The 13,515-nt window shown below is 71.8% G+C and carries 15 protein-coding genes; 8 read left to right on the plus strand and 7 right to left on the minus strand.

Annotated features, from left to right (window positions below):
- The first annotated feature begins 220 nt into the window (after positions 1-220).
- A complete protein-coding gene (locus ACFRAR_RS25950) occupies positions 221-895 on the plus strand; it encodes a C39 family peptidase (protein ID WP_380700586.1) in 675 nt (224 codons plus the stop codon).
- Between the two features lie 13 nt (positions 896-908).
- On the opposite strand, the gene ACFRAR_RS25955 is transcribed toward ACFRAR_RS25950, so the two are convergent.
- The gene (locus ACFRAR_RS25955) at positions 909-1,760 is read right to left on the minus strand and encodes a hypothetical protein (protein WP_380700587.1); all 852 of its coding nucleotides are present in this window, start codon (positions 1,758-1,760) and stop codon (positions 909-911) included.
- Positions 1,761-2,043: 283 nt separating this feature from the next.
- On the opposite strand from ACFRAR_RS25955, the gene rpe reads away from it, so the two are divergent.
- Positions 2,044-2,727 (plus strand): ribulose-phosphate 3-epimerase, encoded by a 684-nt coding sequence (gene rpe, locus ACFRAR_RS25960; RefSeq protein WP_380700588.1) that lies wholly within the window; start codon positions 2,044-2,046, stop codon positions 2,725-2,727.
- Positions 2,728-2,958: 231 nt separating this feature from the next.
- Complete coding sequence (locus ACFRAR_RS25965) at positions 2,959-3,918, plus strand: pirin family protein (RefSeq protein WP_380700589.1); 960 nt, start codon at positions 2,959-2,961, stop codon at positions 3,916-3,918.
- A gap of 88 nt (positions 3,919-4,006) precedes the next feature.
- Here the strand turns inward: ACFRAR_RS25965 and ACFRAR_RS25970 are convergent, their stop codons facing one another.
- The 3 genes from ACFRAR_RS25970 to ACFRAR_RS25980 form a co-directional block, all read right to left on the minus strand.
- Positions 4,007-4,417 (minus strand): antibiotic biosynthesis monooxygenase family protein, encoded by a 411-nt coding sequence (locus tag ACFRAR_RS25970; protein ID WP_380700590.1) that lies wholly within the window; start codon positions 4,415-4,417, stop codon positions 4,007-4,009.
- A 156-nt stretch (positions 4,418-4,573) separates the two neighbouring features.
- Entirely contained in the window at positions 4,574-5,755 is a 1,182-nt protein-coding gene (locus tag ACFRAR_RS25975; protein WP_380700591.1) for an acyltransferase family protein, read from the minus strand.
- Complete coding sequence (locus tag ACFRAR_RS25980; RefSeq protein ID WP_380700592.1) at positions 5,749-6,219, minus strand: nuclear transport factor 2 family protein; 471 nt, start codon at positions 6,217-6,219, stop codon at positions 5,749-5,751. The genes ACFRAR_RS25975 and ACFRAR_RS25980 overlap by 7 nt, the downstream gene beginning before the upstream one ends.
- Before the next feature lie 240 nt (positions 6,220-6,459).
- On the opposite strand from ACFRAR_RS25980, the gene ACFRAR_RS25985 reads away from it, so the two are divergent.
- Positions 6,460-7,455, plus strand: coding sequence for an aldo/keto reductase (locus ACFRAR_RS25985; protein ID WP_380700593.1), 996 nt, complete (start codon positions 6,460-6,462; stop codon positions 7,453-7,455).
- 106 nt (positions 7,456-7,561) lie between these two features.
- Here ACFRAR_RS25985 and ACFRAR_RS25990 read toward each other — a convergent pair whose 3' ends face one another.
- The gene (locus ACFRAR_RS25990) at positions 7,562-8,002 is read right to left on the minus strand and encodes a MerR family transcriptional regulator (RefSeq protein ID WP_380700594.1); all 441 of its coding nucleotides are present in this window, start codon (positions 8,000-8,002) and stop codon (positions 7,562-7,564) included.
- A gap of 24 nt (positions 8,003-8,026) precedes the next feature.
- Here ACFRAR_RS25990 and ACFRAR_RS25995 point away from each other — a divergent pair, with 24 nt between their 5' ends.
- Positions 8,027-9,517 (plus strand): MFS transporter, encoded by a 1,491-nt coding sequence (locus ACFRAR_RS25995; RefSeq protein ID WP_380700595.1) that lies wholly within the window; start codon positions 8,027-8,029, stop codon positions 9,515-9,517.
- 233 nt (positions 9,518-9,750) lie between these two features.
- Here ACFRAR_RS25995 and ACFRAR_RS26000 read toward each other — a convergent pair whose 3' ends face one another.
- Both ACFRAR_RS26000 and ACFRAR_RS26005 read right to left on the minus strand, forming a co-directional pair.
- A complete protein-coding gene (locus ACFRAR_RS26000; protein WP_380700596.1) occupies positions 9,751-9,972 on the minus strand; it encodes a DUF6059 family protein in 222 nt (73 codons plus the stop codon).
- Positions 9,973-10,036: 64 nt separating this feature from the next.
- On the minus strand, positions 10,037-10,435 hold the full coding sequence (locus tag ACFRAR_RS26005; RefSeq protein WP_380700597.1) for a lipocalin-like domain-containing protein: 399 nt from the start codon (positions 10,433-10,435) through the stop codon (positions 10,037-10,039).
- Positions 10,436-10,634: 199 nt separating this feature from the next.
- Between ACFRAR_RS26005 and ACFRAR_RS26010 the strand changes: the two genes are divergently transcribed.
- From ACFRAR_RS26010 to ACFRAR_RS26020, 3 genes are all read left to right on the plus strand, one after another.
- Positions 10,635-11,558: an NAD(P)H-binding protein gene (locus tag ACFRAR_RS26010; RefSeq protein WP_380700598.1), complete on the plus strand. Its 924-nt coding sequence runs from the start codon at positions 10,635-10,637 to the stop codon at positions 11,556-11,558.
- An 88-nt stretch (positions 11,559-11,646) separates the two neighbouring features.
- A complete protein-coding gene (locus ACFRAR_RS26015) occupies positions 11,647-12,465 on the plus strand; it encodes an aromatase/cyclase (RefSeq protein ID WP_380700599.1) in 819 nt (272 codons plus the stop codon).
- Positions 12,462-13,253 carry a cyclase family protein gene (locus ACFRAR_RS26020; protein WP_380700600.1) on the plus strand — a complete coding sequence of 264 codons (792 nt, stop codon included), beginning with the start codon at positions 12,462-12,464 and terminating at the stop codon, positions 13,251-13,253. The genes ACFRAR_RS26015 and ACFRAR_RS26020 overlap by 4 nt, the downstream gene beginning before the upstream one ends.
- Positions 13,254-13,515 lie beyond the last annotated feature (262 nt).

Raw genomic sequence — 13,515 nt, forward strand, 5'->3', positions numbered from 1 at the left:
TGGTGTAGTCGCTACCTGTACAACTCGAACGTGAGCGCGGGTCCGGGGGTCCGGCGCCCGGGTTCGGGATGTCGGATTCGGGATGTCGGATTCGGGATTCGGGTTCGGGTCGGGGGAGGCAGCTACCGGGAGCCGGAGGCCGCGGGCCGGGCGCCCGAGTACGGCTACTCAGCGGGTGTCGTGAGTTGTCCGGTCGGCGCCGCCGTGAGAGCTTCGGGGAATGGCGGATCAGGGCGGGGAGCGGCCGGCGGCGCCGGCGCGGCCGCTGCGGGTGGTGCACGAGGTGCCGTACCGCGCGCAGTGGGAGTCGGCGGAGCTGGTGCGGGAGATCGTCGACGGTCGGCTGGACGCCGCCGCGGACCCGCGCTGGGGGCAGTCCGGCGCGGCGACCCCGGAGGACTACGCGTGGTGGTCCTGGCGGCTGTGCGGGGTGGCCTGCCTGCGGATGGCGCTGGAGCACTGGTGGGGCGTGACCCCGGCGGCGATGGTGCTCGCGGCCGAGTGCGAGGCGGCAGGGGCGTACCGGCGGGACGGTGACGGGCTGCGCGGGCTGATCCACGCGCCGTTCGCCGAGTACGTCGAGCGGCGCTGGGGACTGGCCGCGCGGGCGCGGGAGCTGGCGCCGGAGGAGGTGTCGGCGGAGCTGGCCGGCGGGCGGCTGGTGATGGTGTCGGTGCACCCGTCGATCCGGGAACCGTACGGGCCGGAGCCGGTGCGGCGCGGCGGTCACCTGGTGCTGGCGGTGGGCGCCACGGACACGGCGCTGCTGATCCACAACCCCTCCGGGTTCCCGGGGGAGTCGCAGGCCTTCGCGCGCGTGCCGTGGCGGTCGTTCGGGCGGTTCTACGCGGGGCGGGGGATCGTGCTCGGCCCGCCCGGGCCTTCCGGGCTCTGACCGCGGTTGCCGGTCACTGGTTGTCCGGCAGCCCCATCGGGTTGATCGGCAGCTGACCGCGACACAGCGCCGAGATCGGCTTCAACGCCGCCGCCAGCCGGTCGAGTTCGGCCCGCGGGTAGTCCTCCCAGACCCGGGCCGCGGCCAGGTCGGTGGCGGCCTCCAGCGACTGGTGGCCGATCCGGCCGAGTTCGGTGACCGTCCCCTCGGCGGTCAGCCAGCCGCGCTCGACCAGGCGTTCGGCCGCCGCCTCCCACTCGGCGTCCGTCCACCCGCGCAGCGGCTGGAGGTCCTCGCGCCGCAGGTCCATCGCGCAGCGGATCACCAGCGCCTCGCAGCCGTCCAGTCCGGCCGTCACCAGCGCGGCCACATGGCCGTCGCCGCGGTGCTCGCGCATCACGGTGGCGGCCTGCCAGAGCCGCTCGTACAGGCCGCTGGGGCGGGGCAGCGCGGCGTTGGCGGCGGCCAGCACCCGGCCGGCGCAGTCCAGCCGGGTGGCGGCCTGCTCCAGGGTTTCGGCGACCAGCTCGACCTGGCCCTGGTCCACGTGCTCCAGCAGTCGGCCCAGGACCGTCGCCGAGGCCTTCAGCCGGGCGGTCAGCGCCTCCTCCGGGCTCGCGTGGTTCCACACCTCCGGCAGGGCGCTTTCGACCATCGTCGGGGCGAAGTTGAAGAACGCGGCCGTCACCGGCGCCGCGTCCACCGCGCCGAGCGGGGCCGCGCGGGTGGCGAAGTAGCCGTGCAGCCGGCCGTGCAGACCGGCCTCCTCGAAGGCGACACGGGCCTCGGGCTGGAAGTAGGTGACGGCGTGCACCGGCTCGAAGAGCCACCACAGCGCGCGGGCGGGGTGGACGAGATCGGCCATCGGGAGACCTTCCTCGGACGGAGCTCCCGGCGGGGCGGGAGCTCGGCTGGTCGGGACGGCCCGGCAGGCCCGGCGGCGGCCGGTGGCCCTCCGGCGGGGGTGCGTGGACCGCTCACCAGCTGATGACCACGGCGACGGCCCCGATAATCCCGGAAGCGGTGTGATGACGGTCACGTGGGCGTCGCCGCGTGCGGTCGGCGGGGTGTGGCACGGGATGATGGGATGAGGTGCCCGCTCCGGGGGCGCCCAGCCCTCGCAAGCCCTCGCACGAAGGTAGTCGGTCATGGCCCAGATCAACCCCAGCATCCTGTCCGCGGACTTCGCCCGGCTCGCCGACGAGGCCGAGGCCGTCCGGGGTTCCGACTGGCTGCACGTGGACGTCATGGACAACCACTTCGTGCCCAACCTGACCCTCGGCGTCCCGATCGTCGAGTCGCTCGCCCGTGCCACCGACATCCCGCTCGACTGCCACCTGATGATCGAGGACCCGGACCGCTGGGCCCCGCAGTACGTCGAGGCCGGTGCCGGCTCGGTCACCTTCCACGTCGAGGCCGCCGCCGCGCCCGTCCGGCTCGCCCGGGAGATCCGCGCCAAGGGCGCCCGCGCCTCGATGGCGCTCAAGCCGGGCACCCCGATCGAGCCGTACGAGGACCTGCTGCCCGAGCTCGACATGCTGCTGATCATGACCGTCGAGCCCGGCTTCGGCGGCCAGGCGTTCCTGGACATCATGCTGCCGAAGATCCGCCGCACCCGGGAGCTGATCGCCAAGCACGACCTGGAGCTGTGGCTCCAGGTGGACGGCGGCGTCGCGGCGAGCACGATCGAGCGCTGCGCGGAGGCGGGCGCGGACGTGTTCGTGGCCGGCTCGGCGGTGTACGGGGCCGAGGACCCGGCCGAGGCGGTCCGCAACCTGCGCGGGCTGGCCGACAAGGCGACGGCGGACGCCTGGTGGGCCTGCGGGCACTGAGGGCCCGCGCGCTGTTCCCGGCCGCGTTCCCCGTTGCGTTCCCCGGCGCGCCGTTGCGTTCCCCGGCGTGTTCCCGGCTGCGGCCGGATGGCCGGGCACGGGTGGAGGAACACCGCGCCGTGCCGGATGATCGGTGACGGTGTCCTCCTCGGGGGCGGCTCACCGGCGACGTGGTGACGCCGTCCTCCGAGGACCCTGCCCGGCCCCTCTCCGTTCGGTGGTGGAAGCGCGATGAGCAACCTCGACCTCAAGCCGGCCCCGACCAGCTGCGGCCGCGAGGCCAGCGCCGGACCCGTCCGGGACCTGCTGACGGCCCGTCAAGTCCAGCTGGGCGAAAGTACGATGGTCCGCCGGCTACTCCCCAACCTCGGCCGCCGGATGGTCGGGGCCTGGTGCTTCGTGGACCACTACGGCCCCGACGACATCGCCGACGAGCCCGGCATGCAGGTCCCGCCGCACCCGCACATGGGCCTCCAGACGGTCAGTTGGCTCCACCAGGGCGAGGTGCTGCACCGGGACAGCCTCGGCAGCCTCCAGACCGTCCGGCCGTACGAGCTGGGCCTGATGACCTCCGGCCGGGCGATCTCGCACTCCGAGGAGTCCCCGCGCCCGCACGCCCGCCACCTGCACGGCGCCCAGCTCTGGGTCGCCCTCCCGGAGGCCGGCCGGCACCTCGCCCCTGCCTTCGAGCACCACCCCGACCTGCCCGTGGTCACCGGCCGGGGCCTGCGCGCCACCGTCATCCTCGGCACCCTCGACACGGCCACCTCGCCCGGGACCACCCACACCCCGCTGGTCGGCGCCGACCTGGCCCTCACCGGGGGCGCCGACCTCCGCCTCCCGCTCGTCCCCGACTTCGAGTACGCCGTCCTCGCCATGTCCGGCCGCGTCGACGTCGACGGCGCCCCGGTCGAGCCCGGCTCCATGCTCTACCTCGGCTGCGGCCGCCCCGAACTCCCCCTCCGCGCCCGCGGCGACGCGGCCGTCCTCCTCCTCGGGGGCGAGCCCTTCGACGAGAAGATCCTCATGTGGTGGAACTTCATCGGCCGATCCGGTGACGAGATCGCGCAGGCGCGGAACGACTGGGAGAAGGGCTCGCGCTTCGGTGAGGTGCACGGCTACGGCGGGGCTCGTCTGCGGGCGCCGGACCTTCCCGACATCCCGCTGAAGGCGCGTGGACGAGTGCGCTGACCTGGGGTGGTGCTTCGCCGGCGGCACCGCGGGGCGCCCTGCCGCGGGGGCAGCGGGCACCACTGCTCCACTGCTTCGGCAATGGCTCCTACAGCTCGTCGCCGGCATCGACGACCAGGGCCGGGACGTACACCATCGGGCGCGGGGTGACCTGCAGCTTCTCGTCGTCCAGCATGCGCTGCACGGCCGCCCGCCACTCCGGGTTCTTGCGGGCCTCGTGAAGTGCCTCTCCGCTGCCCCACCGCACGAAGTTGATGAAACTCACCATGGCGTTCGGGTCCAGCGCCCGGAACATGCGCGACCGGACGAATCCCGGCTGCCTGGCCATGGCCCGGACGTTGTCCTTCCAGCGCTCCAGGAACAAGTCGCCCTGTCCCGCCGGAACGGAGAAGCAGTTGATCATGTAGATCGGCTCCTTCACCATGGCGTCGGTCAGCACGACGGTTTCCTCGGGCCGGTCGCCGATGGACGAGTGGGTCAGCGGGACGTCGTTGCTCATCACTGCTCCTCTGTTGTGGTGGTCCGCTTCGGTGGACACCGCGCGCTCGATGGTGCGGTCACGGGGTGTAGTGGTGCTCCAGATCGACTAAAGACGTGACGCCGCCCGGCGTGGCCGCCGCTCACGAAGTCGCGTGAGCGCGTTCCTGATGCCGGGTCATGCCCACAGCAGGCCGCCGGCCGCCAGGCAGACCACGGCCATCCCGGCGACCATTCCGGCGAAGGTGAGCCGGACGTCGCGGGCGAGGCGGGGCCAGGTGCGGACGGGATCCTCGACCAGCCGCGTCGACAGGTGCGCCAGCACCAGTGACACTCCCAGGATGCCCAAGCGCATGGAGAGGGTGAGCGCACCGCCGGGCACGGCGAGCGGCACCAGGACGACCAGCGGCCAGTGCCACAGGTACAGCGAGTAGCTGATGCCGCCCAGCAGTTGAACCGGTGCCGACGACGTCACCGCGGTGTGCCACCGCCGTCCCGGCTCGGCGCCGGCGGCGATGACCAGTCCGGCGCCCACTGTCGGGATCAGCGCGGTGGCGCCGGGGAACTCGGTCGCGCCGGTGAACAGCACCGCTGAGCCGATGATCGCGGCGAAGCCGAGCAGCGAGGCCGCCTGCGCGGCGGCCCGCGACAGGACGAGCCGCTGCCCGCCCAGCGCGACCAGCGTGCCGATCACGAACTCCCACACCCGGATCGGCGTGACGAAGTACGCCGGACCCCTGTCGACCGTGGTGAGGTAGACGCACCCGGCCAGCGAGGCCAGTCCCACGGCCGCGACGCTCGTGCACCGCATCCGGGGCGTTCGCATCCGGAACAGCAACAGCAGCACCACCGGCCAGCACAGGTAGAACTGTTCCTCCACCGACAGCGACCAGTAGCTGGTCACCGCGGTGAACTCGGTGAAGTCGACGGGACGCGACCAGAACTCGGCGGTGAGCAGCCAGTTCTCGCCGTACAGGGCGCCGGCCATCACCTGGTGACCGTAGGCGGCCCAGCGGTCGTGCGGGACGACGAGGAATGCGGCGACGACGACGCAGATCAGCACCAGGAACGCGGCGGGCAGCAGACGGCGCACTCGGCGCGCGTAGAACCGGGCGATCCTGATGCGCCCGGTGTTCTCGATCTCCCGGAGGAGATGCGTGCTGATCAGATAGCCCGAGATGACGAAGAAGACGTCGACGCCGACGTAGCCGCCGGTGAGCCGGGCCGGCCACAGGTGGTTGAGGACGACGAGCGACACGGCCAGGGCGCGCAGTGCCTGGACGTCGGGGCGGAATCCGCCCGGCCGGAGCCGGCCGGGGGCGTGGGGCGGTCCGTCGAGTTCGACTTGTGGATTCAGCACGGTTGATCCCAGGGCCGCTCGTCGTGGGTGATGGTGCGCGAGCGGACCCGGAGCTTTCCGTCGTCGCCGCGCACCAGTACGTCGGTCGTGGGGCAGCTCACCTCGGGTGCGGGCTTCTCGCCGGGCTTGATCCTGAAGACCAGCGAGTAGTAGCTCGTCCCGATCGTTGCGTCGTGACGGGGTTCGACCGTGAGCATGGTGTAGAGGTGCCGCTGCCGTATCCGGGCTTCGGTGAGCTTCTCGTGCAACCTCCGCATGGTCGCGGCAAGTTCGGCCCGCCCGGTGAACACTCCTTTCCCGACGCGGTGGACCACGACGTCCTCCGGCTCGTGCGCGAGCCGGGCGTCCTCGGTGAAGGTGGCGGCCCATTCCTCCGCTCGCCCCTCGTTCTGCAGGCGGACCTGACGTGCGTAGAAGTCCTGTACCTCTACGTGGAGTTCCGCATGACGCAGCGTGATTGACATGGCGTCATGGTGTTCCGCCCCTCTCGAGTGGCGCTCAAGGGCGCGTGAAGGGGCACGTGTCGGCCGTGGCTCCGTGCAGCGGGGCTTGAGGGATCTTCTAACCCGGCTCCTTAGCGTCGCATCGGGCACGAGAAGTCGTAGGTGCCGATTCCACCCGGGCCTGCTCCCGGAAGGCTCGCCGAGCTCGGCGCCGTGTGGATGAGGCGGTCGCGATCGTTGGACAACGACACGGAGGTCGACGTGGAGACACGAAGGTTGGGGACGAACGGCCCTGAGGTCTCGAAGCTGAGCCTGGGCTGTCTGGGCATGTCGGACAACTACGGCCCGGCGGACGAGGCGGAGAGCGTCGCTACGATACGCGCCGCGCTGGACGCCGGGGTCACCCTGCTGGACACCGGTGACGTCTACGGCATGGGCCACAACGAACTGCTCATTCATGAGGCGCTTCGCACCCGCGACCGCGACGACGTGCGGATCAGCGTGAAGTTCGGCGGGCTGCGCAGGCCCGACGGGCACTGGAGCGGCTTCGACTGCCGGCCCGAGGCCGCCTGGAACTTCCTCTCGTACACACTGAAGCGGCTCCGCACGGACTACGTGGACGTCTACCGGCCCGCGCGCGTGGACCCGAACGTGCCGATCGAGGAGACCGTCGGCGCGCTGTCGGAGATGGTCCAGGCGGGCTACGTGCGTCACATCGGCCTGTCCGAGGTCGGCGTGGAGACGCTGCGGCGCGCCCACGCGGTGCACCCGATCGCCGATCTGCAGATCGAGTACTCACTGATCTCCCGGGGGATCGAGGAGGCCATCCTGCCGACGTGCCGGGAACTCGGTGTGGGTATCACCGCGTACGGCGTGCTGTCGCGGGGCCTGCTGTCCGGGCACTGGACCCCGGAGCGCCGGACCACCGAACGCGACTTCCGTGCTCGCGCGCCCCGCTTCCAGAAGGAGAACCTCCTGCGGAACCTGGAGCTGGTGGAGAAGCTGCGCGTCCTCGCCGAGGAGCGGGGGGCCACCGTCGCCCAGATCGCGATCGCCTGGGTGGCCGCGCGGGGGCAGGACATCGTCCCCGTCGTCGGTGCGCGCACGCGCGCCCAACTCGCCGAGTCGCTGGGCGCCGCCGACCTCAAGCTCGGTCCTGAGGACCTCGCGGCCCTTGAGCACGCCGTCCCCGTCGAAGCCGTCGCCGGCACCCGCTATGCGGAGTGGCAGATGGCCTACCTGGACAGCGAGCGCTGAGCGGAACGCCGGGCGGAGGGACTCCGGTAGGGCCAGGACCCCGGTACGACACCGTCGTACCGGGGTCCCGCGCTGCCGTCCCGCCCTGCCGGGGTGGCTCTTCCTGTCAATGGTCGGCCATGCGATTCGGGGCCCACAGCCGATCGGCGTCACCGGCGGTCAGCCTGCCGCGGTAGACGTCGATCTTGTGGTCGACGATCTTGAGGTTGTCCTGCAACTCGGCGATCCGGGCGGCCACATCGGCGTAATGGGACTCCAGCAGGGCGAGGCGCTCCTGCTCGTTGCCCGGACCGGCGGTCACCAACTCCGCGTAGCGCCGGATGGTCTTGATGGGCATGCCGGTGGCCCGCAGCCTCGTGCAGACCGTGATCCAGTCGAGATCGAGCTGGTGATAGCGCCGGCGTCCGCCGGTGGTGCGGTCGACGGGGGAGACCTCCAGACCCACCCGTTCGTAGTAGCGCAGCGTGTGCACGCTGACGCCGGTGCGGCGGGCGACCTCACCGATGGTCAGGCCCGCGTCGGGTATCGGCTCCTTGACTTCGAGCATGGTCTAGATCGTAGCGTCGTCGACATGAAGCCCTCAAGCCTTCCGGAGACCCTGACCGCGGCCGGTGAACTCACCTGCAAACGAAAGCTGTTGGTGCTGGCGATCTGCTGCGCCAGCGTGATCGTCGTGGTCATGGACATCTCCATCGTCAACGTCGCACTGCCGACCATCCGGGGCAGCCTGCACACCTCGGTGTCCGGCCTGCAGTGGACCGTAGACGCCTACACCCTGGTGCTCGCCAGTTTCCTGATGCTGGCCGGATCCACCGCTGACCGGGTGGGCCGCCGTCGGGTCTTCCTGGTCGGCCTCGCCCTCTTCGGGCTCGGCTCGCTGCTGTGTGGACTGGCGCCGAGCATCGGCTGGCTGATCGCGGCTCGCGCGCTGCAGGCCATCGGCGGCACCATGCTCAACCCGGTGGCGCTGGCGATCGTTGCCACCGTCTTCACCGACCCGGCCGAACGGGCCAAGGCCATCGGGGTGTTCGGCTCCATCACGGGCCTGTCGCTGGCGCTGGGACCGATCATCGGTGGCGCTCTGGTGGACGGCTTCGGCTGGACCTCCATCTTCTGGATCAATCTGCCGATCGTGGTCGCCGCGATCGTGCTCACCGCGTTGTTCGTTCCCGAGTCGCGCGCGCCCCGCGCTCGCCGGTTCGACCCGGTGGGGCAGCTCCTGATGATCCTGCTTCTGGGCAGCGTGGTCTACGCGATCATCGAGTCCAGTCGGTTGGGCTGGTCCTCGCCGCTCATCCTCGGCCTGCTCGCCCTCGCGCTCCTCAGCGTGCTGGGCATCCTGGCCTACGAATCGCGTCGGGCCGACCCGCTGCTCGAGCTGCGCCTGTTCCGCAGCGTGCCCTTCAGCTCGGCGATCCTGATGGCGGTGTTCGCCCTGTGCGGGTTCAGCGCGTTCCTGTTCGTGACCACCCAGTACCTCCAGACCGTGCGCGGCATGTCCGCGCTGGCGGCCGGGCTGAGCCTGCTGCCGGTCGGTGGCCTGATCGCCGTGCTCTCCCCGTACACCGGCCGGCTGGTCGGTGCGCGCGGCCCCAAGATCCCGCTGCTGATCTCCGGGTCCGCCCTGGCGTTGGGAAGCCTGGCCTCGCTGTGGCTCCGGCAGGCCACCCCGATGCTCGTGGTGCTCGCGATCTACCTGTTCTTCGGTCTCTTCCTCGGCATGGGAAACCCGCCGATCACCAACACGGCCGTCTCCGGGATGCCTCGTTCGATGGCGGGGGTGGCCACCTCGCTGATCTCCGCGGCCAGGCAGACCGGTACGTCGCTGGGCGTCGGCATCTCCGGGACGATCGTCGGCTCGGCCGTGGCCCAGGGGGGTACGGCGTACACCCACGCGGAGCGGGGCGTGTGGTGGGCCTTGTTCGGGCTCGGCCTCGGCATCATCGTCCTGTGCCTCCTGAGCACCGGCGGCTGGGCCAAGGGCACCGCCGCGCGTGCCGCGGAGCTGTTCGAGGAGATGGACCGGGGCGCGGCTCCCGAAGCTGCCGCCGCCGTCCGATGACCGGGTGTTCCCGGCGATGAGCGCGGGCTGCGTGGAGCCGGGAGGAGACAGGGAAAGCCGGGAGGAGACAGACGTCTCCTCCCGGCTTTTTCGTGCCTTCGGGTGCCCGCGCTCGCGTCGGCTGCCGGGCCCTGACCGCGGTCGTCAGGGCATCGGGTGCTCCGGCCCGCGGCGCACCCGCTCACGCGGTTCGTGCGGCTCGTCGATGCGGCCGCGGGTGCCGGTGGCGGCGGTCACGGCAGCAGCCTGGTCCTGAGGCGGCCGAGGTCGCGCCAGAGGGCGTGCTCCTCGGGGGTCGGCGGGTCCTCGGGGGCGAGCCGCTCGGGGTGGGCGGGCGGGGGCTCGTCGAGGACCTGTCCGAGCAGGTCCTGGGCGTAGGGATGGAACGGGTAGGCCGCCCAGATCCAGCCGAGCGCGATCAGGCCGGTTTTCAGGAACCCCAGCAGCGGGACCAACAGCCGTCTCCACCCGCTCCGTCTCCTCCGTTCGGGCGCCCGGTGGTGGTGAGCCGGCGTCCCGTCAGGCATGCTGCCAGTCCATGACCACGTAGTCGTGCGGACCGCCGAGGCGGCGCCGCAGGCGCAGTCTGCCGTCCGTCAGAAGGACTTCGCGGACCTGTTCGGTGTCGATCACCCGGGCATGCGAGCCGATGGAGACGCGGTGGACCACGGCGCCCTCGCGGAGCTGCCAGCGGCCGGCGTAGCTCAGGAAGTCGTCGGCGCTGCCGAGGTACGTCGCGGTGCCGTCGGTGGCCGGCCGGGTGCGCATCATGCTGGCAGCCATATGGCCGCTCTGGTGGTAGATCAGCAGCCCGACGGCGTCGTCGCCGAGCGGGCCCTCGCTGGTGCTGCCGTCGTCCTCCAGGTAGTAGTGGGCAATCAGCTGCCAGGCTCCGATCAGGTCCTGTTCGCTCACCATCACCGCTCCCCGGTCTCGCTCCCGGCGGCGACATGTGTCGTCCGCGTGTGCCGAGCACCATCCCGCGGTGGGCTAGAAGTCCGCTCAAGTCCCGCCGCACGCAGGGTGTTCAGGGTGCCTCGGCCTGGGCTCCAGCCGGCCGTGAGACGGTTCCCGGCCACCGGCGGCGTGCCGTTCCGAGTCGTTCGAGGAGAGTCCCATGATCGTTGTCACCACTCCCACCGGCGCCGTGGGGCGCCTGGTGCTTTCCGGTGTGCTGGCGGCCGGCCGCCAGGTGCGGGTGGTGGTCCGCGACCCGGAGCGGTTGCCCGCCGAGGTCCGGGAGCGGGTCGAGGTCGTGCGCGGATCGCACGGCGACCCGGCGGTGGTGGACCGGGCGTTCGACGGGGCGCGGGCGGTGTTCTGGCTGGTGCCGCCGGACGTGCGGTCGGCTGACCTGGAGGCGGCGTTCTCCGGCTTCACCCGGCCGGCTTGTAGGGCGCTGGTGCGGCACGGGGTCGGCCGGGTGGTCGGAGTGTCGGCGCTGGGCCGGCACTTCGCGGGCCCGGCGGGGCTGGTGACGGCCTCGCTGGCGATGGACGAGCTGATCGCCTCCACCGGGGTGGCGTACCGGGCGCTGGCGATGCCCGCGTTCATGGAGAACCTGCTCCAGCAGGCAGGTGCGATCCGGGAACGCGGCGAGTTCTGCTCGGTCGTCGAGGCCGACCTGCGGCTGCCCGCGGTGGCGGTGCGCGACGTCGCGCAGGCCGCGGTGCGGCTGTTGCTGGACGAGGGCTGGCAGGGGTACGACAGCGTGCCGGTGCTCGGACCGGAGAGCCTGTCGTTCCGTCAGATCGCCGCGATCGCCACCGAAGTGCTGGGCCGGCCGGTGCGCTACCGGCGAGTGCCGGCGGCGGAGTTCCGGGCGGCGCTGACCGCCGCCGGCATGTCGGAGGTGATGGCGGCGGGCACCGTGGAGATGCTGGAGGCCAAGAACGCGGGCCTGGACAGTGCCGAGCCGCGCACCGCTCGGAGCGCCTCGCCGACCGCGTTCCGGACCTGGTGCGCGGAGGTGCTGCGCCCGGCCGTGGCGGGACGGGCGCCTGCGGGCGTGCCTGACGCAACGTCAAGGCGAGCTGGTTGAGTGGCCGTTGAGGGTTCCTCAAGGCGGGATTTCTAGCGTCGTTCGCGCCGGGGCGGCAGTCCGCCGGTCCCACCTCTCGGAGGTAGTCATGATCGTGCACACGCTGGTCTACCGGTTCCCGTCGGAAGCCGCCGAGGAGGACGTCCGGGCCTTCTTCGACGGGCTGCGCGGTCTCGCCCTGGACTCCGGGCTGGTATCCGGCTTCGGCTGGCGGCCGCACGTGCTGCTGCCGGTCGACGAGCACGCCAAGGGCATGACCGCCACCCACGTCGCCCAGTTCTCCTGCGCCGACGTGGCGACCCTGCGGAAGTTCTCCGAGCGCCCCGGCGTGCACGAGTTCATCGCGAAGTGGCGCGGCAAGCTCGCCTACGAGGCCGCGTACGCCAACCACGAGGAGATGCTGCCGTCCGGCAGCGGAGGGAGCACGATGTTCCACACCGAACACACCGTGACCGTCGAGGCCAACGCGGACATCGTCTACGAGGTGCTGGCCGACATCGGCGGCTACGCGAAGCTGTTCCCGCCGACCGAGATCTCGACCCTGCTGGAGGAGTCGGAGACCCACCAGATCGCCCGCCTGGTGGTCGACGTCAGTGGCCAGCGGCAGAGCTGGGTCACCCGGCGCGACCTGGACCGGGCCCGCCGCACCATCTCCTACCGGCAGCTGGACAACGCGCCGATGGTGGAGTTCATGGGCGGCGACTGGCGGGCGCTGCCGCTGGACGAGAACCGCACCCAGTTGGTCATCACCCACGACTTCGCGGCCCGGCCCACCGAGCAGGTGCCCAGCCAGGAGAAGGCCACCGAGCTGCTGAGCGCCGCCGTGGAGCGCAACAGCCACGCCGACCTGGACGCGGTGCGCCAGGAGTCCGAGCGGCGCGCGAAGGCTGCGGGCGGCGCCGCGTGAGGAGACGCCTGATCGACCTCAGTGTGCCGGTGCTGGACGGCCCGAGCGAGGCCACCCCGGTGGAGGTCAGTGTGCTCGACCACGCCTCCGCGCCGGCCGCGCTGGGACTGCGCCCGGAGGACTTCCCGGAGGGCGAGGCGATCTCCAACGAGACGATCACCCTGACCACCCACACCGGCACGCACATGGACGCGCCGCTGCACTACGGCCTGGTCAGCGAGGGCCGGCCGGCCGAGGCGATCGACCTGGTCCCGCTGGAGTGGTGCTTCGCTCCGGGTGTCCGGCTCGACCTGCGGCACGTGCCGCCCGGCGTCGGCATCACCGCCGCCGACCTGGAGGAGGCCTTGGCCAAGGAGTCGTACCAGCTGCAGCCGGGCGACATCCCGTTGATCTGGACCGGCGCGGACCGGCTCTGGGGTACCGAGGCGTACCGCACCGACCACCCCGGGATGACCCGGGAGTCCACCGCGTGGTTGGTGGAGCGCGGTGCCAAGGTGATCGGCATCGACGCCTGGGGCTTCGACCGGCCGTTCGCCTCGATGCTCGGCGACTACCGGGAGACCGGCGACAACGGCGTGCTGTGGCCGGCCCATCTGTACGGGCGCGAGCGGGCGTACTGCCAGCTGGAGAAGCTCGCCCGGCTGGACGAGCTGCCCGTCGCGCACGGCTTCACGGTCAGCTGCTTCCCGGTCCGACTGGCCGGGTTGGGCGCCGGCTGGAGCCGGGTGGTCGCGATCATCGACGACCCGGCCGAACCGGACGGAACCGCCGGGCCCGCCGCGGCTTGACGGACCCGAGGGCCCCGGGGCTCCGGGCGCGGCCGGTCAGCCGGCCTGTGCCCGGCGGTCCGGGGCCCGCAGGTGCTTGGCCTCGCCGGCGAGCAGTGGCGTCCTGGCGCGCGTCCTGACGCGCGTCCTGACACATGTTCTGACGCGCCGTCGCTCCGGGCTCCCGCCGGGGGGCCCGGCGCCCGCCGGGGGGGGCGGGGCGGGTGGGGTGTCGGCGATGATTAAAAAAAACAAAGACCCAAACAAATTTAAGAAAGAGATA

This window comes from Kitasatospora sp. NPDC056651 (assembly GCF_042792155.1).
Classification (GTDB): Bacteria; Actinomycetota; Actinomycetes; order Streptomycetales; family Streptomycetaceae; genus Kitasatospora.

What these genes read in the sequence shown, in the direction of transcription:
- rpe (WP_380700588.1), top strand. Translation starts at nt 2,044, where the DNA reads ATGGCCCAGATCAACCCCAGCATCCTGTCCGCGGACTTCGCCCGGCTC.
- ACFRAR_RS26015 (WP_380700599.1), top strand. Translation starts at nt 11,647, where the DNA reads ATGATCGTGCACACGCTGGTCTACCGGTTCCCGTCGGAAGCCGCCGAG.
- ACFRAR_RS25970 (WP_380700590.1), bottom strand. Translation starts at nt 4,417, where the DNA reads ATGAGCAACGACGTCCCGCTGACCCACTCGTCCATCGGCGACCGGCCC.
- ACFRAR_RS25980 (WP_380700592.1), bottom strand. Translation starts at nt 6,219, where the DNA reads ATGTCAATCACGCTGCGTCATGCGGAACTCCACGTAGAGGTACAGGAC.
- ACFRAR_RS25995 (WP_380700595.1), top strand. Translation starts at nt 8,027, where the DNA reads ATGAAGCCCTCAAGCCTTCCGGAGACCCTGACCGCGGCCGGTGAACTC.
- ACFRAR_RS26010 (WP_380700598.1), top strand. Translation starts at nt 10,635, where the DNA reads ATGATCGTTGTCACCACTCCCACCGGCGCCGTGGGGCGCCTGGTGCTT.
- ACFRAR_RS26005 (WP_380700597.1), bottom strand. Translation starts at nt 10,435, where the DNA reads ATGGTGAGCGAACAGGACCTGATCGGAGCCTGGCAGCTGATTGCCCAC.
- ACFRAR_RS25950 (WP_380700586.1), top strand. Translation starts at nt 221, where the DNA reads ATGGCGGATCAGGGCGGGGAGCGGCCGGCGGCGCCGGCGCGGCCGCTG.
- ACFRAR_RS25965 (WP_380700589.1), top strand. Translation starts at nt 2,959, where the DNA reads ATGAGCAACCTCGACCTCAAGCCGGCCCCGACCAGCTGCGGCCGCGAG.
- ACFRAR_RS25955 (WP_380700587.1), bottom strand. Translation starts at nt 1,760, where the DNA reads ATGGCCGATCTCGTCCACCCCGCCCGCGCGCTGTGGTGGCTCTTCGAG.
- ACFRAR_RS25990 (WP_380700594.1), bottom strand. Translation starts at nt 8,002, where the DNA reads ATGCTCGAAGTCAAGGAGCCGATACCCGACGCGGGCCTGACCATCGGT.